This is a genomic window from Nocardia albiluteola (assembly GCF_018860155.1).
GTDB lineage: Bacteria > Actinomycetota > Actinomycetes > Mycobacteriales > Mycobacteriaceae > Nocardia > Nocardia albiluteola.
Genome location: NZ_JAHKNI010000005.1, coordinates 570,342 through 596,848, shown reverse-complemented (window position 1 = coordinate 596,848; position 26,507 = coordinate 570,342). Strand labels below are relative to the sequence as shown.

Genomic DNA, 26,507 nt, shown 5'->3' with positions numbered 1-26,507 from the left:
AATTTCGGCGCAGCAAACTGTGCGGCACCGGGCCGCCGTATCCGTCCTGTGATCGGGCGTACAGGCTGCTTCGGCCGTACGTCCGCCCGGCGACTTCCGACGGATGCCGAACCGTGATTCACCTGCCACCACCAGGGCACGCGTGCGGCTACCACCACCGAACCCGGTTCGGCGCGGCCGCAAATCCCCGGCCCGGCGGATGTCGGTGCCGCCCGGCACAATGGGCCCGTGCCCGAACTCCAGGTGTATGAATACGGTCCCGCCGACGGTCCGCTGCTGCTGGCCCTGCACGGGCTGACCGGGCACGGCAGGCGGTGGGAGGCGCTGGCCACCGAGTACCTGCCCAGCGTGCGCGTCCTCGCGCCGGACCTGCGCGGGCACGGCCGGTCCACCTCGTTGCCGCCGTGGACGTTCGAGGCGGTGGTCGCGGATCTGGTGCGGCTGCTGGACGGTGCGCCCGCGACGGTGGTCGGGCATTCGTTCGGCGGGGCGGTCGGTATTCATCTGGCGCGGCTGCATCCGGAGCTGGTCCGCGCGCTGGTGCTGCTGGATCCGGCGATCGGCCTGGACGCGGAGTTCGCGCACGAACTCGCCGAGGGCATGCTCGCCCGGCCCGACTATCCGGATGCCGAGGCCGCACGCCTGGACAAACTCGAAACCGCCTGGGGCGAGGTCGACTCCGCGCTCCTCGAGGCGGAACTCGCCGAACACCTGGTGCCCACGGCCGGGGGCCGCGTCGGGTGGCGGATGAGCCTGCCCGCGGTCACCTCCTACTGGGGGCAGCTGGCCCGCGCGACCGTACTGCCGCCACCGGAGCTGCCCACCGTGCTGGTGCGCGCGGTGAATTCGCCGTTCGTGACGCCGGAGCTGCGAGACGCGTTCACCGCGCACCTCGCCGATCGGCTCACGGTGCACGAATTCGACTGCGACCACATGGTGTCCCAGGCGCGCCCGGCGCAGACCGCCGCCGTGCTCCGATCGGTGCTGTAGATGGCGACGACCGACGCGCAGATCGAGCGGGTGCGCGAACTGGTGGCCGCGATTCCGCCGGGCCGGGTGTCGACCTACGGCGATATCGCCGTAGCGGCCGGGCTCTCCACCCCGCGGACCGTCGGGTGGATCATGCGCACCGACTCCGCCGACCTGCCCTGGCATCGAGTGCTGCGCGCCGACGGCACTCCCGCACCACATCTGGCGCACAAGCAGCTCGCCCGGCTCGCCGCCGAGGGCTGCCCCATCAGCGGTGATCGCGCGGACCTGGCCACTGCCCGATACCGATTCGACAGGTAGCCGGATCCGAACGGCCCGGCCGCCTGCACCTTGACCTGATCCCCTGCCACGCCGACGATCCCGCGCGCGAGGTCGAGCGACTACACGCGGCCGGTGCACTGCTGCCGCGCAACGGCGGCTCGCCTCACTCGTTGGAAGGCGGCTCGGCCCTGTCCGCGAGCTCGCCCGGCCGATCGGGACGGTCGGTACACTCCCCGACCCGGACAGATCCGGCACCGTACGTGTGCGGCATCGGGATCGCCGCGAACTACGATCGGCCCTATGAGGTACCGCGCGGGTGAGCGACTGTGACAACCGTCGACGCGATCGTGCTGGCCGGAGGGCGGGCCACCCGGATGGGAGGGGTGGACAAGCCGGGGATCGTGGTCGGGGGTCGGTCGATGCTGGAGGCGGCGATCGACGCGGTGGCCGGCTGCGCGCGCACGGTCGTGGTCGGCCCGCATCGGTCGGGGTTGGGGCCCGAGATCCGGCAGGTGCAGGAGGTGCCGGCCGGATCCGGGCCGGTCGCCGCGATCGCGACCGGGCTGCGGGCCCTGGCGGAATGTGATTTTCCCGCGGATCTGGTGGTCGTGCTGGCGGCCGATATGCCCTTCCTGTCCGCCGCCGCGATCGAGCAGCTGATCGCGCGTGTCCTCGCGACCGACGCCGAGGCGGTGTTCGCGGCCGACGAGTCCGGCCGTCCCCAGTATCTGGTCGGGGTGTGGCGGCGGGCGGCGCTGCTGAACGCGCTCGACCGGCTCGAGGCACCGATGAATCAGCCGATGAAGGCGCTGATCCCCGCGCGTACCGCGATGCTGCCCCTGGACGGCGCGGTCGACTGCGACACCCCGGAGGATGTCGCCCACGCCCGCGCGCGGGCCGCCCCGCTGTCGCTCGACGAGGCCCGAAACATCCTGCGCCGCAAGCTGTCCCGCCTACCGGCCCACCGCACCGCACTGCGCCGGGCGGCGGGGGCGACCCTGGCCCAGCCGCTGACCGCGGCCGAGGCGCTGCCGCGGTTCGACGTCTCGGCGATGGACGGCTACGCCACCTCCGGCGACGGGCCGTGGCGGGTACGTCACGATATCGGGTTCGCCGGGGGCGACCGTCCCGCCGGACTGCACCCCGGGGAGGCGGTGCGCATCGCCACGGGGGCGCACATCCCCGAGGGCACCGACACTGTCGTGCGCGATGAATTCGTCGCCAGCGGCGCGGATGGTCTGCTGCATCGGCTGCCGGACGCCCCGATCCGCGACGATGTGCGCCGCCGCGGCGAGGACTGGCGGCCCGGCGACATTGTCGCCGTCGAGGGCACGCCTGTCTCGCCCGCGCTGGTCTCGGTCGCGGCGGCCGCGGAGGTCGCCGAGGGCCTGGTACGCGGGCCGGTGCGCGCCCGCATCGTCATGACCGGCGACGAGATCCGCAGCGAGGGCCCGCTGCGCACCGGCCAGACCCGCGACTCGATCGGGCCGGTACTGCCGGACCTGTTGTCCTGGTGTGGAATTCACCCCCTGGACCGGGTGCACCTGCGCGATACCCCGAACGGTTTCGACGAGGTCCTGGCCCACGCCGGCGACTGCGAACTGCTGGTGATCGTCGGCGCCACCGGCGGCGGCGCGGCCGATCAGCTGCGCGCCGCGCTGGATCGGGCCGGCGCCCAGGTGCTGGTGCACCGGCTGCGCCTGCGGCCGGGAGGGTCCACGGTGATCGCCGAAATCGACGGTGGCAGGGCGATTCTGGGGCTGCCGGGCAATCCGTTCGCGGCCGTCGCGACACTGCTGGCGGTGGCGCCCGCGATCGTCGAGGGGCTCACCGGCCGCCCGCCGCGCCGCGCCGTGACCGGCCCGCTGCGCAATGCCGGCGAGATATCCGGCCCGGCACCGAGAATCGTGCCCGCCCGCGCGGTAGCGGAGGGCGGCTGGGCCGGGGACGCGCACGTGCGCACCGCCCACCTCGCCGGTCTGCTGGACCGGGACGGCCTGGTCATCGTGCCGGCGCACGCCACCGACGGGGCCGCGGTCGAATTTCTCCCACTACCGGTCTGACGCCGACCGGTCCCGTGCGGCTTCCTCGGCACTATCGACTTCGACGTCCATCACCGGGTCACGGCGGGCGCGACAGCGCGACCGCTTCGACATGACGCCGCTCGCGGCGCTGCGCGACCAATAGTTCGCCCTGGGCGGCCAATAGAATCGACTTCGTGCACCTTCATCCGGCGGCGCGGTGGACGGTGACCGCGCTGGCGGCGGCCGTGTGGACGGCTGCGGCGGCAGTCGGCGTGGCGATCGGATTGTTCGCGGCGGCGGACACCCGCTGCGGGTCCACCGTCGCGCGGGTCGACATGGCCGGTGGTTGGTGGGTGATCGGCACGGTCGCGATCTGGACAGCTCCGTTCGCCGCCGGTGCGTTGCTGCGGCGCAGCCGGTCGATGATCCTGATCGCGAGTGCGGCGGCTGTGGTCGCGGCGCTTGTCGTGGTGTGGATGTTCACCCACCCCGTGCGCTTCTGCTGGTGACCCGCCGGACTACCGCAACGACTCGACCGCCTTCTCGCGGCCCGGACGTCGCCATCACAGGTCGGAGCGCACCCGTCGACGGGAATGGACCACCGCGCGAATTCGGTTGCCAGAAAGGAATCCCTGCAGAGGAGTGCGCGCATGAAGGTCCGGTTCGGAGTCGGCGTGGGAGCGGGCGCCGAGCCCGCGCGATTCGCGCAGGTCGTGGATCGGCTCGAGGCGGCAGGGGTGGATTCGCTGTGGCTGCCCGAGCTGGTGTACTCGCACACGGTTGATCCGACAGTCGGTATGGCATTCGCATTGTCTCGCACGACTCGGCTGAAGGTCGGTACCTCGGTATCGATCCTGCCCGGACGGCACCCGGTGCTGGTGGCCAAGCAGCTGGCCTCGCTGGCGGCGCTGGCGCCCAAGCGAGTGCTTCCGGTATTCGGCCTGCGCCCGGCCCGGCCCGGCGAATACGACCTGTTCCCGGCGCCCGAGGGCCGCAGGGCCGCTCTGTTCGACGAATCCCTGCGGCTGCTGCGGACCGCGGTGGACAGCGACGAGCTGGATTTCGCGGGCGAGTTCTTCACCGTCGCCGCGAACGGTCTGGGCCCGCGCCCGGCGCGCCCGCTCGATCTCTGGCTCGGCGGTTCGGCCCCGGCGGCACTGCGGCGCGTCGGCCGCCTCGCCGACGGCTGGCTCGGCAGCTTCCTGACACCGCAGGAGGCCGGGCGGGCCCGCGAGACCATCCAGGCCGCGGCCGCCGAGGCGAACCGCGAGATCGAGCCCGACCACTTCGGCATCAGCCTCTTCCTCGCGCAGGACGGCATTCCTCCGGAGTTCGCCGCCAGCGCTCGCGCCCGCCGCCCCGGCGTGGACCCCGCCGACCTCATCGCGGACGGCTGGCCCGATCTGCACCGCAAGCTCGACGGCTACCTCGCCGCGGGCCTGACCAAATTCGTGATCGGGACCACCGACACCCGCCCCTACAGCGAGTTCATCGATCGTTTTGTCGCGGAGGTGATTCCGCGCCAGAACTGAGTGTTCGGACTCAGCGGGCGCGCAGGAACTGCCCGGTGCGCTGGACACCCAGTACGGGCGCGGGCCGGCCGTTGCCGAAAACATATGTGCCGCCGACGAATACCGCGGTAACGGTGTCGTCGTTGCGGTTCACCATGCGCGACAGGTTGTCGAAGTAGGGCGCCGGGTGCTCGGCGTAGGCGTCCAGGCTCTCGTCCAGGCGGCCGGGATCGACGACGACCACGTCGGCGCGGTCGCCGACCCGCAGGTGGCCCGCGTCCAGGCCGTACCAGTCGGCGAGTTCCCCGGTGAGGCGGTGCACGGCCCGTTCGACGGTCATGAACGCCCGGCCCGCCCGCTCGGCGTCGTACACCCGGCGCAGCAGCCGCAGCCCGAAGTTGTAGAAGGCCATGTTCCGCAGATGCGCACCGGCATCCGAAAATCCCAGTTGCACACCGGGATCCGCGGCGAAGCGGTCCAGCACGTGCGGGCGGTGATTGGATATCGTGGTGTGCCAGCGCACCTTCGGGCCGTGCTCGACGACCAGATCCAGGAACGCATCCACCGGATGCAGGCCGCCCCGGTCCAGGCCGACCTGGCCGAAGGTCTTGCCGATCACCGCGGCGTCCGGGCATTCGACGATCTCGGCGTCGAAGAAGTCCCGATGCCACACCCGGGGCCCGTACTTCTTGTCGTAGTCCTTGCGGAACCATCGCCGGTAGTCCGGGCTCGCCAGCAGTTCCCGGCGTTCGGTCAGCTGATTCGATAGGTGCAATGCCGCCGCGCCCGAACCGAATTCCTCGAACACGGGCAGGTCGATGCCGTCGGAGTACACCTCGAACGGCACCGGCAGATGCTGCCAGCGGAAGTCGCCGCCCAACCCGTTGAGCACCCGCGCGATCGCCGGAAAGATGTGTGCGACGGCCGGAATGGCCTTGATGTCGGCGGCCGAGAGCAGACTCACCTTCAGCGGCCGCCGCCCGATACCGAGGGTGCTGGCGGCCATGGCCACCAGGCTCTGCGGGCGCGCCACGTCCGGCCCGCCCTGCAGCGCCCGGTACCGCCGCCGCAGGATCGCGTTGAGCCGCCGCCGTTCTCGCGTGGTCGCATAGGTCGAGGGCAGCGTCCGGGATCGGCACAACTGCCCGTCCAGCTTGTCGAACAGCAACTGCTGCGAGGACATGCCGACGAAGCCGGCGTCCAGGGCCTCGGTGAGATTCCGCTCCATCGCCGACAGCTCGGCCGCGTCGGGGCGCACATCGGCGCGGGTGGCCCGGTCCAGCCCCATGTGCGCGGCGCGGATATCCGAATGCCCCAGGAAGCTCGCGATATTCGCGCCCAGCGGCAGTGCCTGCAGCGCCTCGGCGTATTCCGCGGCGGTGCGCCAGGTCTTCAGATCGCCGATCGCCTCGATGACGTGGCGGCGCGGAATCGCCTCCACCCGGCCAAACAGATCCCCGGCCACCTCAGCGCCCACATGCACCGTGGACAGCGAGCAGGACCCCAGCAGGACGGTGGTGACGCCATGCCGAACCGACTCCGGCAGACCGGGTTCCAGCAGCACCTCCACGTCGTAGTGGGTGTGGATATCGATGATGCCCGGCATCACCCACTTGCCCGTCGCGTCGATGACGGTGCCGCAGCCCGTCTCGTCGAGCGGCGTCGTGGAGATCGTCTCGACGCGCCCAGCGCGGATCCCCAGATGGCGGACCGCCGATGGCGCGCCGGTGCCGTCGAACCAGCGGCCGCCGCGGATGATGCTGTCGTACATAGGATCACCTCATGTGATTGCCCGGCTCAGATCTCTATCTCCCGCCGCACGACCTTGCCGGTGGCGTTGCGCGGCAGCGGTTTCGTGGTGATCACCCAGCGGGCGGGCACCTTGAAGTAGGCCAGGCGCTCGGCGACAAAGGCGCGTAGCTCCGCCTCGCCGACCGCGGCGGCGTCGGTGACGACCACGACCGCCGCCACCTCCTGGCCCAGGTCCTCGTGCGGGACCCCGAGCACCGCCGACTCGACCACCGCGGGGTGCTCGTCGAGGGCGTTCTCGATCTCGATGGGGTACACGTTCTCTCCGCCGCGCAGGATGAGATCGCTGCGGCGGCCGGACAATCGCAGGCGCCCGTCCTCGAGGATGCCGAAATCGCCGGTGCGCAACCATCGTTCGCCGTCGATCGCGGCGGCCGTGGCGGCCTCGTCGTTCCAGTAGCCGAGCATCACATAGGGGCTGCGCACGCAGATCTCGCCCTCCTGCCCATCGGGCAGCGGCTTACCGTCCAAGTCGCGGATCTCGACGCTGACGCCGAGGATCGGGCTGCCCACCGTCTCCGGATGCGCGGCCAGCTCCGGTGGCGTAGCAACCGTTGCGGCCGTGCCACTTTCGGTCATCCCGTAGCTGGTGGTCAGCGCGACCTGCGCGACCGGGAGCCGCTCGCGCAGGCGCTGATGAAAGGCCGGGGAGGAGGGTGCGGCATTGAGCGAGAACGCGGCCAGACTGGACAGGTCGTAGCCGCTCAGGTCGTGCTCGAGCATGCGCGCGGCCATGGTCGGCACCGCGCCCCAGTTGCTCACGCGCTCGCGTTCCACCAGCCGCAGCACCCGGTCCACCTCGAACGAGCCCTGATGGATAATCACCGCCGCGCCGGTGGCCAGGCGCGGAATCACCAGGTTGTGCAGGCTGGCGATGTGGAACAGCGGCGAGGTGAGCAGGAAGCGCTTGTCGCTCGGCTCGGCGAGCTCCTGACCCCGGAACGCCGCGACCATGGCGTCGCCGAAGCGGTGATAGTCCGTGACGGCCACCAGATTCCGATGTGAATGCACCACACCCTTGGGACGCCCGCTGGTGCCGCTGGTGTAGAGCACGACGGCCGGATCGTCCTCACCGAGCGAAACCGTCGGGACCGCACCGGAATACGCGTCGACGAGCGCCGGAACGTCGTGCTCCATCGTGAGCACCGGCACCCCGGCATCCGATTCCCGCAGCAGCGCGGCCCGTTTCGCGTCCGCGATCACCACCGACGGCGTCGTATGCTCGAGCCCGTACGCGATTTCGCGCGGCGCCCACCATGCGTTGTAGCCCACCGCGATCGCGCCGAGGCGCTGGGCCGCCCAGAAGGTCAGGACCCATTCCGGCGTGTTGGCGGCCAGGATTCCGATGCGGTCGCCCTTGCCGACGCCGTATCGATCCGCCAGCGCGGCCGCGAGCGCGCCCGCCGCGGCGGAGTGTTCGGCGAACGACATGCGCCGGTCCGCGGTCACCAGGTAGTCGCGGTCTCCCCAGACCGCCGAGGCGTCGAGCAGTTCGAGCAGCGATCCGCGGCGGTGCCGCAGCACCGGCATCGGCGCGCCCAGCACCTCCTCGACGGTCATCTCGAACGGCCCGCCCGGCCCGGTGAGGGCCGCGGCGATGCCCGCGGCGGCGGCCCGGGGATCGCTCGCCCCAACCCCGGCGCCCCGGGTGGCGGGGCGGGAATCGGCGGTCCCGGATCCGGTGGCGGGTGACGGGTCGGTCCGCGGTGCGGTGGGCTCAGTCATGTGCGTCCTACTCTTGTCCCGGGATCAGCACGGCACGGCCGCGGATGAGCCCGCGGTCGAGGCGGTCGAAGGCGGCGGGCCCGTCCGCGAGGGCGAACCGCTCCACCTCCACCCGCACCCGGCCCGCCTGTGCCAGCGCCACCGATGCGTGCAAATCGCTTCTGGTGCCACCGTACGATTTACGCACCGTCGCACCCCACGGCAGCCCCGGTCCCCCGGCGGGCCCGGCATCCAGGCCCAGCGCCCCGCCACCCAGACCGACGATCCGGTAGGCGCCGTTCGGGGCGACCGTTTCGGCCGCGAGCGCCACCGTGGCGTCGGTGCCGACGAAGTCGAAGACCGCCTCCGCGCCCCGGCCCCCGGTGAGCTCGAGGATTCGCGCGGCGGCGCCGTCCGCGAGCAGGCCCAGATCCGCTCCGCAGGCCGCGGCCAGGTCCAGCTTGTCCTGCGCCACATCCACGGCGATGACGCGGGCCGCGGTGACGGCCTTCAGGATCTGCACCGCGACGTGCCCGAGCCCGCCGATACCGATCGCGACGGCAGTGGCCCCGGGCCACAACTGGTCCGCCGCGCCGCGGATCGCGTGATACGGAGTCAGCGCGGCGTCGGCGAGCGGCGCGGCCTGGGCGAACTCCAGATCGCCGATCGGAACGAACGAATTCGCCGGCACCCGAACGTATTCGGCCATGCCGCCGTCGGGTCCGAGACCAGGGCACGGGGGCATCGCCGCCCGGCCCGCGGCCAGGCACACATTCTCGTTGCCGCGCACGCACTCCCGGCACACCCCGCACGACCAGCACAGGTAAACCACGCCGCGCTCACCGGCAGTGCGCCCCCGCACCTGCGCCCCGATCGCCTCGATGGTTCCGGCGATCTCGTGCCCCATGGTCAGCGGGTCCTCGCGCAGCGCGAAGGGCAGGCCCAGCACGTACGAATCGGAATGGCAGATCCCAGCCGCGCCGACGCGCAGCAGCAGCTCGTCCGGCCCGATGTGGGGCACCGGGACCTCACGCATTTCCAGTCTTCCGGGCCCCGTCAGCTGTAGCGCACGCATCATCTCACTCATGACGGCACCGCCTCGAAGGTCGCCCGCAGGTACACATCCGAGCGGTCCGAACCGAACAGCCCCGCGGCCATGCGATTCATGGTGTACGCGAAGGTGATCCGGCGATCCAGGTCGTTGACGACCATGGCCCCGCCGTACCCGGCCCACCAGCACACCCGGCCGGTCGGCACATGCGGCGCGGTCTGCGGCTGTGGCAGCCCGTAGCCGATGCCGAACCGCAGCGGGGTCAGCAGTGCCAGATCGACCCCGTCGGCCTGCTGCTCGAAGATGAGCTCGATGGTTTTGGGCGAGAGGAACTTTCGTCCGCCCAGCTCGCCGCCGCAGGAGATCAGCGATTGGACCCGGGCTACCGAGCGCGCGTTGCCGTGCCCGTTGACCGCGCCGATCTCGGCCTGCCGCCAACCGGGCGTGGCGGTTTCGGCCACGTCGAGCAGCGGGCTGGTGAGGGTCTTGACCAGGATGCTGTCCTGATCGAGGGCGGCCATGTCGAACTCGGGCAACTCCGGCTGCACCAGCGTGGCGATGCGGTCGAAATGTTCTGGCCCGGTGCCGATGTGGAAGTCGGCGCCCAGCGGCCCGGCCAGTTCCTCGGCGAAGAACCGGCCCAGCGAGCGCCCGGTGATGCGCCGGACGACCGCGCCGATCAGATGCCCGTAACTCAGCGCGTGATACGCCGATGCCGAACCCGGCTCCCACCAGGGCGGTTGGGCCGCCAGGCGCGCCGCGGCCGCCTCCGCGTCGTAGAGGTCCGCGACCTCGATCGGCCGTTCCCAGCCCGAGACGCCCGAGGTGTGCGAGAGCAGATGGCGAATCTCGATCTCGCCCTTGCCATTCGCGGCGAACTCCGGCCAGTAGTGCGCGACGCGCTCGTGGATGTCGAGCTCCCCGCGATCCACCAGCAGCAGCGCGCACAGCGCGGTCATGGTCTTGGTGATGGAGAAGACGTTCACCAGGGTGTCCGGCCGCCACGGCGCGGACCGGCCGGGATCGGCGTAGCCGCCCCACAGATCCAGCACTGGGTCACCGTCGACGGTGACACACAGTGCCGCGCCGAGCTCCTCGCCCGAGGCCAGCTGCTCATCGAATGCCGCACGCACCGCGGCGAATTCGTCGAGGCAGAAGCCGGACGAGCCGGGTAGCGACGATGGTTCACGCCTGTCCGCGGTCTGCTCGCTCATCCCCGGACCCCGGCTCCGGCGCGGGCTGGAACCGGCAACGAATTACCCGCCGCAGCAGCACGTTTCACCCCTGCCGCGATCTCCTCGAGCATATTCCGCACATACGGCTCGAATTCGACCTGGATGGTGTGCCGCGGCGAATCGTAGTATCGCCCCGCGCGGCGGACCTCGTGCGCACGGACGGCGGCATCGATCTCCGGCCGTGCGGGCAGGTGATAGCGACCGGTCAGGTAGGCGGCGAGGAATTTGGTCTGCTGCTCGGCGAAATTCACCAGCGTCGGCAGTGGCTGGGCCAGGCCCATGAAGAACAGGTTGTCGATGCCCGGTTTCATCATCAGCTGGAACAGCGGGAAGCGATTATTGTTGTCCGGCAGCAGATCCGGGTCGGCAAAGAACGGGAAGCTGATGTGGTATCCGGTCGCGCAGAGCACCACGTCCACCTCCTCGGAGGTGCCGTCGGCGAAGTGCACCCGCGCGCCGTCCAGCCGGGCGATGGCCGGTTTGAACGAGATGTCGCCGCAGCCGGCGCGGTGCAGGAATTCCTCACTGGCGGACGGATGCGCCTCGAATGGTCGATGATCGGGCTTGGGCAGCCCGTAATTCTCCATCTCCCCGCGGTATTTGCGCACGAACCGCTGCTTGAGTTTGAGCATCACCCGCGGCGGGATCCAGCGCGGGGTCTGCCGCCGGTCGCCGACCTGGCCGTTGACATATTTCGGCAGCACCCACACGCCCCGACGCGCGGAGACCCACAGCTTGTCCGCGACGAACCGCTGCGACAGCTCCGAGGCGATGTCCAGGCCCGAATTGCCCATGCCCACCACCACGATTCGCTTGCCGCGCATATCGATCGGGTCGAACGGATCGTTGTAGGCGTGGCTGTGCATGAGCACGCCGTCGAATTCGCCGGGATAGCCAGGCAGGCTCGGATCCCAGTGGTGCCCGTTGCACACAGCCAGCACGTCGTAGACCGCGGTCTCACCGGTGTTCGTGGTGACGACCCACAGACCGTCGCTGTCGCGTTCGGCAGCAACGATTTTCGTGTTGAACCGGATGCGGTCGCGGATGCCGAAGTGGTCGACGTAGTCCTTGAAGTACTGCAGCAACTCGGAGTGGTGTGGGAAGTCCGGCCAGTGCTCGGGAGCCGGAAAGTCCTCGAACTGCAGGCGATACGTGGAGGTATCGATGTGCAGGCTCTGATAGCAGGCCGACATGCCATTGGGATTCTTGAAATACCAATTCCCGCCGACCTCGTCCGAGGCCTCGTAGCAATCGAAGGGGATGCCGTGCTCGGCAAGGCGTTTGGCGGTGGTGATTCCCGACGGTCCGGCGCCGATGACGCACACCCGGGGCAGTTCGCGTGTATCCAACTCGGTTCTCCTGTTCGGCCGCTGGGCCGCCCGTGACGTGATACACACGCTAACACTCACTAGACATTGCGTCTAGTGAATGTTGGAGCGTCTATTATTGTCGGCATGCCGGAGACACCACGCGGCTCGCTACGCGAGGAGCAGAAGCGACTGACCCGCCTGCGCATCATCGATGCGGCGCGGGAACTGTTCGTGACCCAGGGCTATTCGGGCGTGCGGGTGGACGACATCGCCGCCGCCGTGGGCTGCAGCCGCGCCACCTTCTACCTGCATTTCACCGGGAAGACCGAGGTGCTCAGGGCGATCGCCGAACAGGGCACCCTGCCGACGGTGCGGGACTTCTACGCCGACCTGGACCGCGTGCTGATCACCGGATCGCGCGAGGAGTTCGACGCCTGGATGGCCCGCGCCATCGCGTGGTTCGTCGAGAACAAGGATCTGCTGCCCGCCTGGGACGAGGCCACCGCCCTCGAGCCCGAGTTCCGCGAGGTGGCCCGCGAGGGCATCATGACGCTGGCCGATGGCATGCCGCAGTATCTCGCCCGCTGGCCGCGCGAGCGCCGCGACGAGGCCCGGCTGCGCATCGAACTGCTCGTCGCGCAGCTCGAGCGCTTCTTCACCCGGTGGGCCATGCAGGGCACCATCGACGTGACCGCCGCGCAGGCCGCGGAGGTGCTGACCGACATCTGGTTCCCGGCCCTGCAGGCGCCCAGCTGATCCCAGCCGGGACGACCGTGGGTGCGGCTATTTGGATTTCGGCGGAAGGGTGCGCGCGTACGCGACCCCCCGATCGATCCACTCCTGCAGCGCCGAATCGTCGACCGAGTCCGTGACGACGCGCAGCCAATTCTTCATCTCGCGTCCGCCCATCACCATCGGCGCCACCCGCTTACCGTCGATCAGCGAATCGGCCTCCGCGGGATCGACCCGCACCAGGAGCCCGCCCTGACCGCTGGCGGCAACGGCCATATTGCCGCCGATCAGAAAGGCCAGGCCGCCGAACATCTTCTTCTCGACCGACTCCGGAAGCGCGGGCCCGAGCAGGTCCCGGATCCGATCGGCCAGTTCCATGTCGTACGCCATGGGTGCATTGTGGCACCGGCCACCGACAACTAAGCCCCGAGCGCGGGTGCGAAGACCCGCCAGGAATCGTGCAGGTCCTCCTGCCAGTACGGCCAGGAGTGGGTGCCGCCCCGGTAGACCTCGGTGGCCGGAATGCCCAGCGCCGCGAGGCGGGCGGTGAACGCATGGGTGCAACCGTTCGCGATCCCCTCCAGTGCCCCGCCCGCCAGCAGGCGATCGGTGAGCACGCCGACATTACCGCCGATGGAAGGATCGGCGAGGGTGTCATGCGCGCCCGGCACGCCGTTTCCGACCGAGACGTACAGCGCCACCCCTCGCAGCCGCGCGGCGTTGAGGGCCGGATCGTGTGCCACCCAGGCCGGGCTGCCGGGCGGTCCCCACATGTTCGCGGCATCCGCGCCGAACGACGCGAGCTGGGAGTACACCATCGCCCGGGCAGCGGGATCGCTCGTGCTCGGGCATCCACTGAACACCCCGGCCGCCTGGTACAGCCCCGGCGCCTCGATCGCCAGATCCAGCGCCGAGGTGCCCGACATCGACACTCCTGCAACGGCATTGCGGCCGGTCATGCCGAACCGGGCGTTCAGCAGCGGCGGCAGTTCGTGGATCAGGAAGGTGGACCACTGGTTGCGGCCCAGGGCGGGGTCGTCGGCCGCCCAATCGGTGTAGTAGCTGGCGCGCCCGCCGATCGGCACGATCACGTTGACGTTCTTGTCGGCGAAGAACCGCGCCGCGTCGGTGCGCACGTTCCACGGTCCGCCGGCCTCGCCGCCGTCGACGGCGTTGAGCAGATACAGCGCGGGAGCGGGCCCGTCGGGATGCGAAACCCACAGCGTGATCGGCTTGTTCATGGCCGCGGAGTAGACGACCACCTGGTACTGCCGCCCGCCCAGCGGACGCACGTCCAGCACTGCCGGGCCGCGACCGGCATCGGCCGAGGCCACCCCGGGGATCAGCAGAGCGATCCCAGCTATCGCGACGAAGAGACAATGCAGTACTCGGCGCATTCCATCCACTATGCCTCGAGAAAACGAATGTATGCCCTGTCGATGTGCGTGTTCACCCGAATGTGAACGGGGTCGCGATCATCGGACACCGAACCAGCCGAAGGCATCAGCCTCCGGTCGGCTAACTTTTGCGGGTCCGGCCGCATCCGAAATGCCGGATGCGGCCGGCCGCCCCGACGCTCAGCCCCGTTCGGCCGCCTCCCGCAGCACCTTCAGATCGAGCTTGGACATGGTGCGCATGACCGCGCCCACCTCCGCGGCCCGCTCGCCGCTCAGCAGTTCGGTCAGCCCGGCAGGCACCACCTGCCAGGACAGCCCGTACCGATCCTCGAGCCAGCCGCAGGGGCCGGGCTTACCGCCCTCGGTCAGGGCATCCCATAGCCGATCGACCGCCTCCTGGTCGTCGACCACGACCTGGATCGAGGCCGCGTCGGTGTGGGTGTGCCCGGGTCCGCCATTCAGCAGCGTGATCGCGTGACCGGCGAGCTCGAGCGTGACAACGAACGCGGAGCCGTCCTCGCCACGGGTGACGCCGGTGATGCAGGAATCCGGGACGGACGCGACGTAGAACTCGGCGGCGCGCTCGGCCTCGGTGTCGAACCAGAGGAAGGTGCTGACGCTGGTCATGATGTGCTCCTTGGGGTGTTTCGGGAACCTGCTGTCACGAGTAGGTCGTAGCCGCTCGAACCCATTCGACGCATTTTCACGAACTCTGCGAAATTTTTTCGGGCAGAGCAAGGGCGTGCTTCCAACCGGAGACTAGTCCGCGCCCAGCCGGTCCAGCGCGGCCTGACTGTTCTCGTCGGCCGCCCGATAGATCACCAGCCGCTGATCCGGATCCTGCAGCGGCATCAGCACCTCGTACTCCACCGCGACCCGGCCGACCCCGGGATGCCGCATCACCTTGATGCCACGGGCGCGCACCTTGACATCGCGCTTGGCCCACAGCCGCTCGAATTCCACATCGGTCGCGCGCAATTCGGCGATCATGTCGGCAAGCATGCGATCCTCCGGATGCGCGCCCCAGGCCGCGCGCAGATCCGCGATGCCCTCGCGCAGGATGCGCTCGCGATCGACATAGAAGTCGGCGCCTATGACCGGATGACGCAGGCACATCCACATCGAGTTGCGCTGCTGCGAGGGCAGCCTGTCGAAATCCACCAGCAACCTTGCCATTTCGCGATTCCAGCACAGGATGTCGAAGCGGTGGTTGAACACCATCGCCGGGCGAGGCGACAGGTCAGCGACCAGCCGCACCAGGGCCGGATCGGCAGTGGTGGACGGCTTCCCGGTGTTCGGCGGACGCTGCTGGGCCAGATCGAACAGGTAGGTGCGCTCGTCGGGGTCCAGGCGCAGCGCGGTGGCCAGCGCCTCGAGCACCTCGGGCGAGGGACGCAGGCCGCGGGCCTGCTCGAGGCGAACCACATAGTCGGTGCTGACCCCGGCCAGCTCGGCGACCTCCTCGCGCCGCAGCCCCGGGGTACGCCGCGACTGCCGACGCTGCGGCAGCCCGAACTCGTGCGGGTCCAGGCCCTCGCGCCGGGTGCGCAGAAAGGCGGCGAGCTCCTGGGCGGTGTCGACGGTTTCGGTCATCGAATTCGAGTCTACGGCGAGAGTAGGACCCGCGTTCCTAGGCCAATCCTTCCCTTACCCCCGCCCGTGCCGCGCCGGAGACTGAATTACGACAACGGATCACGAGCACAGGAGGACCTGATGTCGCTCACCCTGGACACCTACCGGCTGCTGGGACGTTCCGGACTGCGGGTCTCGCCGCTGGCATTGGGCACCATGACCTTCGGCACCGACTGGGGCTGGGGCGCCGACACTGACGACGCCCGCAACCAGTTCGACACTTACGTCGAGCGCGGCGGCAACTTCATCGACACCGCGAGCGTCTACACCAACGGCAGCTCCGAGCGCCTGCTGGGCGAGTTCACCCGCGACAATCGCGAAAGCCTAGTCCTGGCAACCAAATACACGATGCTGCGCCGTCCGGGCGACCCGAACTCCGGGGGCAACGGCCGCAAGAGCATGATCGCCTCGGTGGAGGCCAGCCTGCGGAACCTCAACACGGACTACATCGACCTGTTCTACCTGCACGCCTGGGATTTCACGACCCCGGTCGAGGAAATCCTGCGCGGCATGGACGACCTGGTCCGGCAGGGCAAGGTGCTGTACGTCGCGATCTCCGACGCCCCGGCCTGGCAGGTCTCGCGCATGCAGGCCATCGCCGACCTGCGTGGCTGGTCGCCGCTGGTGGCGCTGCAGATCGAGTACAACCTGCTCGAGCGCACCGGCGAGCGTGACCTGATCCCGATGGCCAAGGAGCTGGGCCTGGGCGTGATCCCGTGGTCGCCGCTGGCCAGCGGCGTGTTGACGGGCAAGTACACCGCCGCCGACCTGGAGAGCAGCGCGGTGGCCTCGGCCGAGGGCGACCGGAAGAACGTCGCGCTGGCCCAGGGCTCGCTCACCGCGCGCGGCCTGGAGATCGCGGAGGTCGTCAAGCAGGTCGCCGCGGATCTGGGCAAGTCCCCGGCGCAGGTCGCGCTGGCCTGGACGCTGCGCAATCCCGCGGTGACCTCGCCGATCATCGGCGCCCGCACCCCCGCGCAGCTCGAGGACAACCTGGGGGCACTGGATATCGAGTTCGATGCCGCCCACCTGTCGCGCCTCGACGAGGCCAGCGCGATCGACCTGGGCTTCCCGCACAACATGCTCGCTCGCGACATGACCCGCTCGGTCATCAGCGGCGACCTGAAGATCCAGGCACGCGCGTAATCGCTTGCGCACCACGCACATCCGCCCCGTCGCAGACCCCTGCGACGGGGCGGATTCCGTCACTACCCGACCACCGTCGTTCCGGCACTACCCCTTGCTATCGGTCCCGCGCAACCGACGACCCGTGCCCCGGGCGGAGTCTGCCACCGCTCCGCCCGGAGAGCTGTGGCCGTAATCCCCTGGCGCATAGCGGATCCCGGCCCTCGAATGCCAGGACGACAAGGCCGGGCATGACTCGGCCCGACCGCAACGCGGGCCGCTGACTCGCCGACCAGAACCCCGAGTGACTACCTCGCCATGGCGGTCGGCCGCTGCGGCGAGCCGACTCCCGCGGACGACGGACGCGCGGGATTCGCCGGAGCGACCGCGGCCGGGCGCGGATTGTTGTCCACGCACTCCGCCGGATCCAGGGCGAGCCGATAGCCCCGCTTCACCACTGTCTGAATCGCCTTCGGGGTACCGAGCCCGGCCCGCAGCCGCGCGATCCCGGTCTCCACGGCATGCGTATCGTCACCGCCGCCGGGCAGCGCGGCCAGCAGATCGCCCCGCGAGACGACCCGGCCGGGCTGGCGGGCCAGCGCCCGCATCAATGCCATCGGTGCCGGCGCCAGCTGGCGCACGGTCCCGTCCACGACCACGCATCCCCCGCGCACGCTCAGTTCGTGCCCGGCGGCGTGAATCCGGTTGGCGCGCCGGGGAAGTTCCTCTGCGACGTGCCGGGCCAGCGCGCCCAGCCGCGCCCGTCCGGGCACCGTGGTGCTCACCCCGAGCTCCTCGAGCGGGGCGGCGGTGATTGTCCCGACGCAGGCGGGCAGCACCCGGGTCCGCAGGGCATGCAGCACGCCCTCCAGCAGCCCGGTTTCCTTGGCGCGCATCAGCATCGAGGCCACCGCGGGTGCGCTGGTGAACGTCACGCAGTCCAGCGCGGCGGTGATGATCGCCTCGATCATCCGGTCCATCGGGCCCTGATCCTCCGGCGGCACCCAGCGATACACCGGTACCGGCACGACATCGGCTCCCGCGCAACGCAATACCTCGCAGAAGTCGGGCACCGGCTCCCATTCGGTGGTGGCGCCGTGCAGCTGGACCGCCACGCGCACGCCCTCCACGCCCTCCGCGAGCAGGTGATCGAGCACCTCGGCCGAGGACTCCGAGGCCGGCGACCATTCCTCGCGCAGCTCGGCGGCGCGGATGGCGCCCTTGGCCTTCGGGCCGCGCGCGAGCAGCCGGGTGGAGCCCAGCGTGCTGCGCAGATCCTCGGCCAGGCCCCAGCCCTCCGCGGCCTCCATCCAGCCGCGGAAGCCGATCCCCGTCGTGGCGACGGCGATCTGCGGGGGCTCGGCGACCAATTGCCGTGTCACCCGCTCCAATTCGGTGTCGTCGGCCAGGGGAATGATCCGAATGGCCGGGGCGGAAACGATGGTCGCGCCGCGGCGAGTCAGTATGGTGGCGAGTTCGTCGGCACGCCGGGCGGCGGTGACGCCGACGGTAAACCCATCCAGCACGCGCTGTTCGGTATCCATCGACTGCTCCCCCGGGTACATCGCTCGATCGGTCACGGACAATCCACGGGCTCGTTCGACACCGACACTACCCCGTCGTGCACCGCGACCGCATATACCGGCAGCGCGACTCCGACGCCGTCCAGGCACCGCCCGTCCAGCAACGAGAAGGCCTGCTTGAGCAGCGGCGAGGCGACCACGGGCAGCCCGGCGCGATCGCCGACGATGCCACGCGACATCACCGCCGCCCGCCCGAAGGGGTCGATGTTGTCCACCGCGTACACGGTGCCGTCGGCCAGCAGGAACAGCGCGGCCTGCCGCCCGCCCTTCAGCAGCACCGCGACGCCGCGGCCGGGAATCAGATAGTCGAGGCGGCACGCCTGCGTCCAGCCTGCGGTGAGGACGGGGGCCATGGTGGGGGTGTCGATCACGGTCATCGGTAATTCTCCTCCGAACGCCTTACCTATTGGTACAGGCGGACTGTTTCCACGCGATTACGCGTCTATTTCCCGGGGATCTCCGCGGCGGGCATGCTGGGAACGGCTGCAACGCTGTCGGTCTGCCCTGTGCCCCTCGCGGTTACACTCCGCTGCCTCCTCCCGGCACTACGGGCAGGCCGAGCAGCACGGGTGTCTTGCGCTCGCCCGCGTCGTCGAAGGCGATGGTCGGGTCGGGCTCGGCCGGGGCGTTGACGAAGGAGACGAACCGCGACAGCTTCTGCGGATCCTCCAGCACCGCGGCCCACTCGTCCTTGTACCCGGCGACGTGGCGGGCCATCGCGGCCTCGAGCTCGGCGGCGATGCCGAGGGAGTCCTCACAGACGACCTGCTTCACGTACTCGATCCCGCCCTCGAGCGACTCCTGCCACGGCGCGGTGCGCTGCAGCCGGTCCGCGGTGCGGATGTAGAACATCAGGTAGCGGTCGATGTACGCGATCAGGGTCTCGTCGTCGAGATCGCCGGCCAGCAGCACCGCATGCTTGGGCGTCAGGCCGCCGTTGCCACCGACGTACAAGTTCCAGCCGTTCTCCGTGGCGATGACGCCCACGTCCTTGCCCCGTGCCTCGGCGCATTCGCGGGCACAGCCCGAGACGGCCAGCTTGAGCTTGTGCGGGGACCGCAGACCGCGATAGCGCTTCTCCAGCAGCACCGCCATGCCCACCGAATCCTGCTGCCCGTACCGGCACCAGGTCGAGCCCACGCAGCTCTTCACCGTGCGCAGCGACTTGCCGTAGGCGTGTCCGGATTCCATGCCGACCTCGACCAGCCGTTGCCAGATCTGCGGCAGCTGCTCCACCCGCGCACCGAACAGGTCGATGCGCTGACCACCGGTCACCTTCACGTACAGATCGAATTCCTTGGCGATCTGCCCGATGGTGATCAGCTGGTCGGGGGTGACCTCGCCGCCGGGCATCCGCGGCACCACCGAATAGGTGCCGTTCTTCTGCAGATTCGCCAGGAAGTGGTCGTTCGTGTCCTGCAGCGCGGCCTGCTCGCCGTCCAGGATGTGATCGCTCGCGGTGGAGGCCAGGATGGAGGCGACCGCGGGCTTGCAGATGTCGCAGCCGGATCCCTTGCCATACTTGGCGATCAGGCCCGAGAACGTGCGAATCCCGGTGACCTGGACGATCTGGAACAGCTCGGCCCGGGACTGCTCGAAGTGCTCACACAGCGCCTTGGACATCTGCACGCCGGACTGCTCGAGCAGCTTCTTGAGCATGGGAACGCAACCGCCACAGGAGGTTCCGGCCGCGGTGCAGGACTTGATCGCGGGCACATCGGCCGCGCCCTCGGCGATGGCGCCGCAGATCGCGCCCTTGGAGACGTTGTTGCAGGAGCAGATCTGCGCGTCGTCGGGCAGGGCGTCCGCGCCCAATTCCGCTCCGGCGGGCGAGATCAGCGCCGCGGGCTCGGCCGGCAGCTCGCTGCCCACGAGCGGGCGCAGCGCCGCGTACTGCGAGGCATCGCCCACCAGGATGCCGCCGAGCAGCGTCTTGGCGTCGTCGGAGACAACGAGTTTGGCGTAGGTGCCCTTCGCGGCGTCGTGCAGCACCACCGACAGCGCGCCCTCGGAAGTACCATGCGCGTCACCGAAACTGGCTACGTCCACGCCGAGCAGCTTGAGCTTGGTCGACATGTCCGCGCCCGGGAATTCGCCCGCGCCGCCGAGCATCCGGTCCGCGACGATCTCGGCGGTGGTGTAGCCGGGCGCGACGAGTCCGTAGCAGACACCCTCGACCGCGGCGACCTCGCCGATCGCGTAGATGTGCGGATCGCTGGTGCGCAGGCCCAGGTCGGTGATCACGCCGCCGCGCGGGCCGACCTCCAGCCCGGCATCGCGGGCGATCTCATCGCGCGGGCGGACCCCGGCGGAGAAGACGACCAGCGCCGCGTCGATGACGCTGTCGTCCGAGAGCGTCACCCGCACACCGGAATCCGCCGGTTCGATCGACGTGGTGCCCACACCGGTGTGCACGGCCAGCCCCAGATCGGTGACCAGGCGCTCCAGGATCGCGCTGCCGCCCTCGTCGACCTGGGCAGGCATGAGGCGCGAATTGTATTCCACCACATGAGGTTCCAAGCCCAGCAGCCGCAGCGCGTTGGCGGCCTCGAGGCCGAGCAGGCCGCCGCCGACCACGACGCCGGTCGCCCCAGGCCCGGCGGCCTCCGCCGCGGCCCGGATGCCGTCCAGATCCCCGAGGGTGCGGTAGACGAAGCATTCGTCCCGATCGTGGCCGGGTACGGGCGGCACGAACGGATACGACCCGGTGGCAAGCACCAGCGCGTCGTAGCCGATGACCTCGCCGCCGGACGTGGTGACCTTGCGCGCGGCGCGGTCGATGGACTCCGCGCGCACGCCCAGGCGCACGTCCACCAGGTCGTCGCCGGGATAGTCGTTACCGGGCAGCGCCAGCGCCGCGGCATCCCATTCGCCGACGTACGAGGACAATCCGACCCGGTCGTAGGCGGCCAGGGCCTCCTCGCTCAGCACCACGATCTGCCAGTGGTTCTCGGTGTCGCGCGCCCGCAGCGCCTCGACGAATCGGTGGCCGACCATGCCGTGGCCGACGACGACCACGGTGCGCTGGGCGGGAATGCTCGGCGTACTCACAGGGGACCTCCTGAATTCCGGATGACCCCACGGTAGGAAACGGGTATTGCGCCGATGCTGCGCGAAATGACCGGCGAATCAACGGTTGCTCACGATCGGCGTGATCTTGCCGTGAGAACCGGCCCAATGTTTCGTCGATGTGACGCAACGGTTTCCGCGCGTGAGCAAACGCCTACCGCGGCAACGCCGGACGGTGAGAACGGCTTTCACGCGTGGCCTGCGCCACATTTTCGCGCACGCCTCACCGGCGAGCAAGCCCGGCGGTGAATTCGCACCGGCCGGGCTCGCTGTCGTTTCAGTTCCAGGTGTCCTCGAGCATGCGCGGCTTGCACGCCTGCCACGCCCCCGCCAGCATCACCAGCACCGCGACACCCAGCAGCGCGAACGGGGCGCCCCAGCCGCCGACGGTGGTGTGCAGCACCCCGAACAGCAGCGGGCCCACGCAGGCCACCAGGTAGCCGACGCCCTGGGTGAATCCGGACAGCGCCGCAGACCCGGCCTGGGTGCGGCTGCGCAGGTTGATCAGCGTCAGCGCCATGGGGAACGTGCTGGGCCCCAGGCCCAGCAACAACACCCACAGCAGCGGCGCGGCCATCGGCGCCACCAGCAGTCCGGTGAACGCCACGGCATAGCAGACCGCGCACGCGGCCACAACCGGGAAGGGATTGCGCACCCGCGCGGTGACGGTCGGTGCGAACAGGGCCGCACCCAGGCCGATCAGCGAGAAGATGCCGACCATGGTGCCGCCGAAGGACGCGCTCGCGCCCGCATCGGAAAAGATCTTCGGCATCCAGGTGAACATGGAATAGGTGGTTAGCGAGGTCATGCCGAACATCCCGGCCATGCCCCACGCCACCGGCGAGCGCCAGGGCCGCCCGGCGGCCGAGTCGGGCTCGGCCGCGAGCAGCGCGGTCCGGTCGACGACGTCACGCCCACGCCGATCACGCAGCACCCCGATCCACGGCAGCGCCGCGGCGAAGGCCACGACCGCCCACAGCCCAATCGACACCCGCCAGCCATCCGCGTCGGCCAGCGGCACCGCGACCAGCGCGGGCAGCACGGTGCCCGCCTGCACCATCGTGATGTACAGCGCGCTGACCAGCGCGAGACGATCCGAGAAGTACCGCTTGACCAGCGGCGGGATCACGACGTTGCCGATGCCCATGCCCGCCAGGGCCACCGCCGAAAACAACAGCAGCTCCCAGGTCTGCGGGACGACCGCCCGCACCGCCTGCCCGGCGCCGGCGGCCAGCATCGCGACCAGCGCGGTGCGCTCGAGCCCCAGCCGGCGCACCAGGATCGGGGTCAGGACGCCCGCGGCGGCGAACATCGCGGTCGGGATCATGCCGAACACGCCGACGATCGCGGTCGAGTAGCCGACCTGTGCTCCGATCCGCTCGGCTAGTGGGGTGAATGCGGTGACCGCGAGCCGCAGGGTGAACGCCGAGGCGATGATGGCGGCGAAGACGAGCATTCGTCCCTCGAACAGGGATCGGCGGGTCAGGCCCTCGGCGGTCGTCTTCTCGCTGGTCGTCGGCTCAGCAGTCACGGTCGATGTCACCGAGAAATCATAGGATGACCGGATGATGGGAGGCAATTCAATAACGCCGATGTACGCTGTTATCCGTGCAACAAGTCCGGCGTACCAGCCTCATCGCACAGGTCACGGAGCAGCTGCGGGCCGAGATCCGATCCGGCCGCTGGCCCGTCGGCTCCCGCATCCCCACCGAGCCCGAGCTGACCGAGCTCACCGGCACCGGCCGCAACACCGTCCGCGAGGCGGTGCAGGCCCTGGTCCACGCGGGCATGCTCGAACGCCGCCAGGGTTCGGGCACCTACGTCATCGCCATGTCCGACCTCGGTGGCACGCTGGCGAAATACTTCGCCGACGCGGTCGAGCGAGACATCCTCGAGCTGCGTCAGGCGCTCGACACCCAGGCCGCGCGCCTGGCCGCCCAGCGCCGCGACGATGCCGACATCGCCATGCTGAACCGGCTGATGCAGGAGCGCCTCAGGGCCTGGGACGAGGACGACCCTGGCGCCATCCACGCCGATATCCAGCTGCACCGCGCCATCGTGGTCGCCAGCCACAACGCGGTGTATCTGGAGTTCTACGACTCCCTACTGCCGGTGATGGAGCAGGGCATCCGCAGCCGCACCGCTCAGGCGGGCGGCTCGTATCACGCCGAGCACGCGGAGCTGGTGAACGCGGTCATCGACGGCGATCCCGAGCGCGCCGCGCGCGCGGCCAACTGCTTCCTGAGCTCGCTGATCGCGGAGTATCCGGAACGGTAAACGAGATGTCACCGAGGTGACGCGGCCGCGGTGAGCGGGATTTGCCGCGGCTGTCATCGCTCGAGATACCCGCGTAACGGCGCGTTCGTACCGTGAACGGCGACTCATTCCCGAGAGGAAAGCGCCGATGACGATCGAAGCCGCAGCGCACACCGCCGCGCCGGACACACCGGCATTCACCTATCGACGCCGGGGACGCTGGCTCGACCACTGGGAGCCCGACAACGCAACCTTCTGGGAGAACGGCGGGCGGCAGACCGCACGCAAGAACCTGATCATGTCGGTGTTCTCCGAGAACCTCGGCTTCAGCGTCTGGGTGCTGTGGGCCAGCGTGGTCACCGCCATGGGTTCGGCGGGTTTCCATTACATGACAGGCGCTGCGGCAGTAGGGAATTCGCTGCTGCTCACCTCGACCCCCACCCTGGTCGGCGCGGCGCTGCGCATCCCCTACACCTTCGCCATTCCGAAATTCGGCGGCCGGGCATTCACCGTATTCAGCGCGAGCATGCTGCTGATCCCGACGCTCGGCCTGGCCTATTTCATCAATCAGCCGAGCACCCCGTTCTGGGTCTTCATGGTGCTGGCCATGCTGGCCGGCGTCGGCGGCGGCAATTTCTCCTCCTCGATGGCCAATATCAATTTCTTCTACCCGGAAGGGAAAAAGGGGGCGGCCCTGGGCATCAACGCCGCGGGCGGTAATTTGGGTGTGGCACAGACCCAGTTGTTCGTCCCGTTGATCATTACCCTGGGCACCCACCTCATGGCCAAGAATCCCGCGGGTTACCGTTTCGGCATCACCCTGTCGGTGCTGGTCTGGATACCGTTCATTCTGATCGCGATGTTCGCCGCGCTGCGATACATGGATTCGATCGCCAATGCCAAGGCCGACGGCAGTTCCTATCGGCTGGCGCTGACCAACCGGCACACCTGGATCATGGCGCTGCTCTATGTCGGCACGTTCGGATCGTTCATCGGATACTCCTTCGCATTTCCCACGCTCATCAAGTCCAATTTCCCGGAATTGGCCAGGATCGGCTGGCTCAGCACCATCGGAAATCTGGCGTTCCTGGGCGCGCTCGTGGGCTCGCTGAGCCGCCCGTTCGGCGGATGGATCGCCGACCGGCTGACCGGCGCGCGGATCACCGCCTACGTCTTCGTCGGCATGGCCGCCGCGACGGTGCTGACCGTAATCGGACTGTCCGCCAAGAGCTTCCCGCTCTACCTCGTCGCCTTCCTGCTGCTGTTCGTGCTCAGCGGCGTCGGCAACGGCTCCACCTACCGGATGATCCCGTCCATCTTCGGCGCCGAGGCCGCGCGCCGCGCCTCGGAGGCCGGGCGGGACCCGTCGACCGCGGTGATCGCGGCCAAGCGCCAAGCCGGTGCGGCGATCGGTGTGGTCGGCGCGGTGGGCGCGTCCGGTGGCTGGCTGCTGCAGCAGGTCTTGCGCGAGTCCAGCATTCATTTCGGCGGGATGGCCCCGGCGATGTGGCTGTATGTGGTGGAGTTCCTCGTCCTGGGCGGGGTCACCTGGTGGTTCTATCTGCGATCGGCGTTCGCGGTGGACAGGATTCCGTCCCTGGCGTACGCGAACGTTTAGAAACAGGGTCGCCGGGCCACTATGTAAAGGCGGAATGTGCCGCAGTGATCCGGCCCTGACCCTGCCGGGTTACCGAGTGTGGTCGTCGCCGGCCGAGATACGGCGACGACCGCACTCCCCTTTTCACACCAGCAGCCGCACCATATCGGCGGTATGCGCAAGCCCCGGAAATGCCTCCGGCGTCGAGCGCGGGTGCAGCGCATGCACCGCGAGCCGGAACATGACCGCCCGCAACATCATCTGCGACCATTCCGGCAGATCCGACCATCGCTCGAGCAGCCCCTCGTCCGCGCCGCCCCAGGCCAGCGCGTCGACCACGATCACCCCGGCCGCCCACGGCGCGGGCCGCCAATACGGGGTGATATCGGTCAGGCCCGGGGTGAGGGCACCGCCGAACAGCACGGTTCCGAACAGATCGCCGTGCACCAGTTGCGGCGGGGTCTGCACCGGTTTGCGAAGGGTCGCCAGCTGAGTGAGCATCTCGATGCTGCGCTGCCCGTCCGGCGTGGTGACCGCGAGCATGCCCCCGTTCTCGAGGCCGCGTAGCGGCACCGGCTCCCAGGCGGCACTGTCCGCGGCGACGAAGACGTCCACGTCCATCCACGGCGCGATGGGCTGCTGCACCAGAAAACGCGGCCGCTCGAGTTTCGCGGTGGCCGAATGCAGCCGCAGCGAGACCGACACCACCTCGTCGTGCCGGGGTTCGGGCGTGCCTTCGAGGAAAGTGTCCGCACGCCAACCGGAGACCACGTAGCGCCCATCGGTGGCCCGCACCGGCCGCGCCAGCCGCAGCCCGTCCACCTGGAGCGTCTCACGCACCTTCGCCGACCACGCGGATCGCGCGTGATCGGCGACCGGGGACAGCACCACGTCCCCGCATCGCCAGCCGCCGTCCCAATCCCCCAGCGGGACCGGCATCACTTCGCGAAGACCGAATGTGGCCCTGACGTGCTCGGGGGGTTCCACAGAAGTCACGGCAGTACGCTACTCCCGACCCGCGCGTCTATACCTGCGCCGCGCCGGGACCACACTGCCTACCATGCCAACCGCCGGTCGCCGACGCAGATGTTGCCGCACTCTTGAAGGGCGATGCCAACGCGACGACTGATCTCGTGAGCACATGGGTAACTCACCGGGTACCGGCCCACCGCGAGCGGGCCGTCACCCGCCGGCCCGACGAGCAGGTCTCATGGCAGGCAG

Annotated in this window: 23 protein-coding genes; 9 read left to right on the top strand and 14 right to left on the bottom strand. The window is 69.6% G+C overall.

What is annotated here, in order from left to right:
* Nucleotides 1-228 precede the first annotated feature (228 nt).
* The 5 genes from KO481_RS18600 to KO481_RS18580 all read left to right on the top strand — a co-directional run bounded on the left by KO481_RS18600 (nt 229) and on the right by KO481_RS18580 (nt 4,807).
* Nucleotides 229-990 carry an alpha/beta fold hydrolase gene (locus KO481_RS18600; RefSeq protein ID WP_215918399.1) on the top strand — a complete coding sequence of 254 codons (762 nt, stop codon included), beginning with the start codon at nt 229-231 and terminating at the stop codon, nt 988-990.
* Nucleotides 991-1,290 (top strand): MGMT family protein, encoded by a 300-nt coding sequence (locus KO481_RS18595; RefSeq protein ID WP_215918398.1) that lies wholly within the window; start codon nt 991-993, stop codon nt 1,288-1,290.
* Nucleotides 1,291-1,577: 287 nt separating this feature from the next.
* Complete coding sequence (locus tag KO481_RS18590) at nt 1,578-3,314, top strand: NTP transferase domain-containing protein (RefSeq protein WP_215918397.1); 1,737 nt, start codon at nt 1,578-1,580, stop codon at nt 3,312-3,314.
* A 155-nt stretch (nt 3,315-3,469) separates the two neighbouring features.
* Entirely contained in the window at nt 3,470-3,784 is a 315-nt protein-coding gene (locus tag KO481_RS18585) for a hypothetical protein (RefSeq protein WP_215918396.1), read from the top strand.
* A 141-nt stretch (nt 3,785-3,925) separates the two neighbouring features.
* A complete protein-coding gene (locus KO481_RS18580; protein ID WP_215918395.1) occupies nt 3,926-4,807 on the top strand; it encodes a TIGR03854 family LLM class F420-dependent oxidoreductase in 882 nt (293 codons plus the stop codon).
* A gap of 10 nt (nt 4,808-4,817) precedes the next feature.
* Here the strand turns inward: KO481_RS18580 and KO481_RS18575 are convergent, their stop codons facing one another.
* From KO481_RS18575 to KO481_RS18555, 5 genes are read right to left on the bottom strand one after another with little or no spacing between them, the layout of a single operon-like run.
* Nucleotides 4,818-6,557 (bottom strand): N-acyl-D-amino-acid deacylase family protein, encoded by a 1,740-nt coding sequence (locus KO481_RS18575; RefSeq protein ID WP_215918394.1) that lies wholly within the window; start codon nt 6,555-6,557, stop codon nt 4,818-4,820.
* 26 nt (nt 6,558-6,583) lie between these two features.
* Complete coding sequence (casG, locus tag KO481_RS18570) at nt 6,584-8,320, bottom strand: steroid-24-oyl-CoA synthetase (RefSeq protein ID WP_215918393.1); 1,737 nt, start codon at nt 8,318-8,320, stop codon at nt 6,584-6,586.
* A gap of 7 nt (nt 8,321-8,327) precedes the next feature.
* A complete protein-coding gene (locus KO481_RS18565; RefSeq protein WP_215918469.1) occupies nt 8,328-9,374 on the bottom strand; it encodes an alcohol dehydrogenase catalytic domain-containing protein in 1,047 nt (348 codons plus the stop codon).
* An 8-nt stretch (nt 9,375-9,382) separates the two neighbouring features.
* Nucleotides 9,383-10,564, bottom strand: a complete 1,182-nt coding sequence (locus tag KO481_RS18560; protein ID WP_215918392.1) for a serine hydrolase domain-containing protein — start codon at nt 10,562-10,564, stop codon at nt 9,383-9,385.
* A complete protein-coding gene (locus tag KO481_RS18555) occupies nt 10,561-11,934 on the bottom strand; it encodes a flavin-containing monooxygenase (protein ID WP_215918391.1) in 1,374 nt (457 codons plus the stop codon). Before KO481_RS18555 ends, KO481_RS18560 begins: the two co-directional genes overlap by 4 nt.
* Nucleotides 11,935-12,039: 105 nt before the next feature.
* On the opposite strand from KO481_RS18555, the gene KO481_RS18550 reads away from it, so the two are divergent.
* Entirely contained in the window at nt 12,040-12,651 is a 612-nt protein-coding gene (locus KO481_RS18550; protein ID WP_215918390.1) for a TetR/AcrR family transcriptional regulator, read from the top strand.
* A gap of 27 nt (nt 12,652-12,678) precedes the next feature.
* On the opposite strand, the gene KO481_RS18545 is transcribed toward KO481_RS18550, so the two are convergent.
* The 4 genes from KO481_RS18545 to KO481_RS18530 all read right to left on the bottom strand — a co-directional run bounded on the left by KO481_RS18545 (nt 12,679) and on the right by KO481_RS18530 (nt 15,617).
* Nucleotides 12,679-13,017, bottom strand: a complete 339-nt coding sequence (locus tag KO481_RS18545) for a TfoX/Sxy family protein (RefSeq protein ID WP_215918389.1) — start codon at nt 13,015-13,017, stop codon at nt 12,679-12,681.
* A gap of 29 nt (nt 13,018-13,046) precedes the next feature.
* Nucleotides 13,047-14,024 (bottom strand): alpha/beta hydrolase, encoded by a 978-nt coding sequence (locus KO481_RS18540; protein ID WP_215918388.1) that lies wholly within the window; start codon nt 14,022-14,024, stop codon nt 13,047-13,049.
* A gap of 180 nt (nt 14,025-14,204) precedes the next feature.
* A complete protein-coding gene (locus tag KO481_RS18535; RefSeq protein WP_215918387.1) occupies nt 14,205-14,651 on the bottom strand; it encodes a VOC family protein in 447 nt (148 codons plus the stop codon).
* 132 nt (nt 14,652-14,783) lie between these two features.
* Complete coding sequence (locus tag KO481_RS18530) at nt 14,784-15,617, bottom strand: helix-turn-helix transcriptional regulator (RefSeq protein ID WP_215918386.1); 834 nt, start codon at nt 15,615-15,617, stop codon at nt 14,784-14,786.
* 120 nt (nt 15,618-15,737) lie between these two features.
* On the opposite strand from KO481_RS18530, the gene KO481_RS18525 reads away from it, so the two are divergent.
* Nucleotides 15,738-16,802: an aldo/keto reductase gene (locus KO481_RS18525; RefSeq protein ID WP_215918385.1), complete on the top strand. Its 1,065-nt coding sequence runs from the start codon at nt 15,738-15,740 to the stop codon at nt 16,800-16,802.
* 287 nt (nt 16,803-17,089) lie between these two features.
* Here KO481_RS18525 and KO481_RS18520 read toward each other — a convergent pair whose 3' ends face one another.
* The 4 genes from KO481_RS18520 to KO481_RS18505 form a co-directional block, all read right to left on the bottom strand.
* The gene (locus KO481_RS18520) at nt 17,090-18,325 is read right to left on the bottom strand and encodes a uroporphyrinogen-III synthase (protein WP_215918468.1); all 1,236 of its coding nucleotides are present in this window, start codon (nt 18,323-18,325) and stop codon (nt 17,090-17,092) included.
* A 32-nt stretch (nt 18,326-18,357) separates the two neighbouring features.
* Complete coding sequence (gene nirD, locus KO481_RS18515) at nt 18,358-18,741, bottom strand: nitrite reductase small subunit NirD (protein WP_215918384.1); 384 nt, start codon at nt 18,739-18,741, stop codon at nt 18,358-18,360.
* 142 nt (nt 18,742-18,883) lie between these two features.
* A complete protein-coding gene (gene nirB / locus KO481_RS18510) occupies nt 18,884-21,415 on the bottom strand; it encodes a nitrite reductase large subunit NirB (RefSeq protein ID WP_215918383.1) in 2,532 nt (843 codons plus the stop codon).
* 295 nt (nt 21,416-21,710) lie between these two features.
* Nucleotides 21,711-22,889, bottom strand: a complete 1,179-nt coding sequence (locus KO481_RS18505; RefSeq protein WP_215918467.1) for an MFS transporter — start codon at nt 22,887-22,889, stop codon at nt 21,711-21,713.
* Nucleotides 22,890-23,041: 152 nt separating this feature from the next.
* Between KO481_RS18505 and KO481_RS18500 the strand changes: the two genes are divergently transcribed.
* A complete protein-coding gene (locus tag KO481_RS18500; protein WP_215918382.1) occupies nt 23,042-23,710 on the top strand; it encodes a FadR/GntR family transcriptional regulator in 669 nt (222 codons plus the stop codon).
* Nucleotides 23,711-23,837: 127 nt separating this feature from the next.
* On the top strand, nt 23,838-25,307 hold the full coding sequence (locus KO481_RS18495; RefSeq protein ID WP_215918381.1) for an MFS transporter: 1,470 nt from the start codon (nt 23,838-23,840) through the stop codon (nt 25,305-25,307).
* Between the two features lie 123 nt (nt 25,308-25,430).
* Here KO481_RS18495 and KO481_RS18490 read toward each other — a convergent pair whose 3' ends face one another.
* Nucleotides 25,431-26,282, bottom strand: a complete 852-nt coding sequence (locus KO481_RS18490) for a TIGR02569 family protein (protein WP_215918380.1) — start codon at nt 26,280-26,282, stop codon at nt 25,431-25,433.
* Between the last annotated feature and the right edge of the window lie 225 nt (nt 26,283-26,507).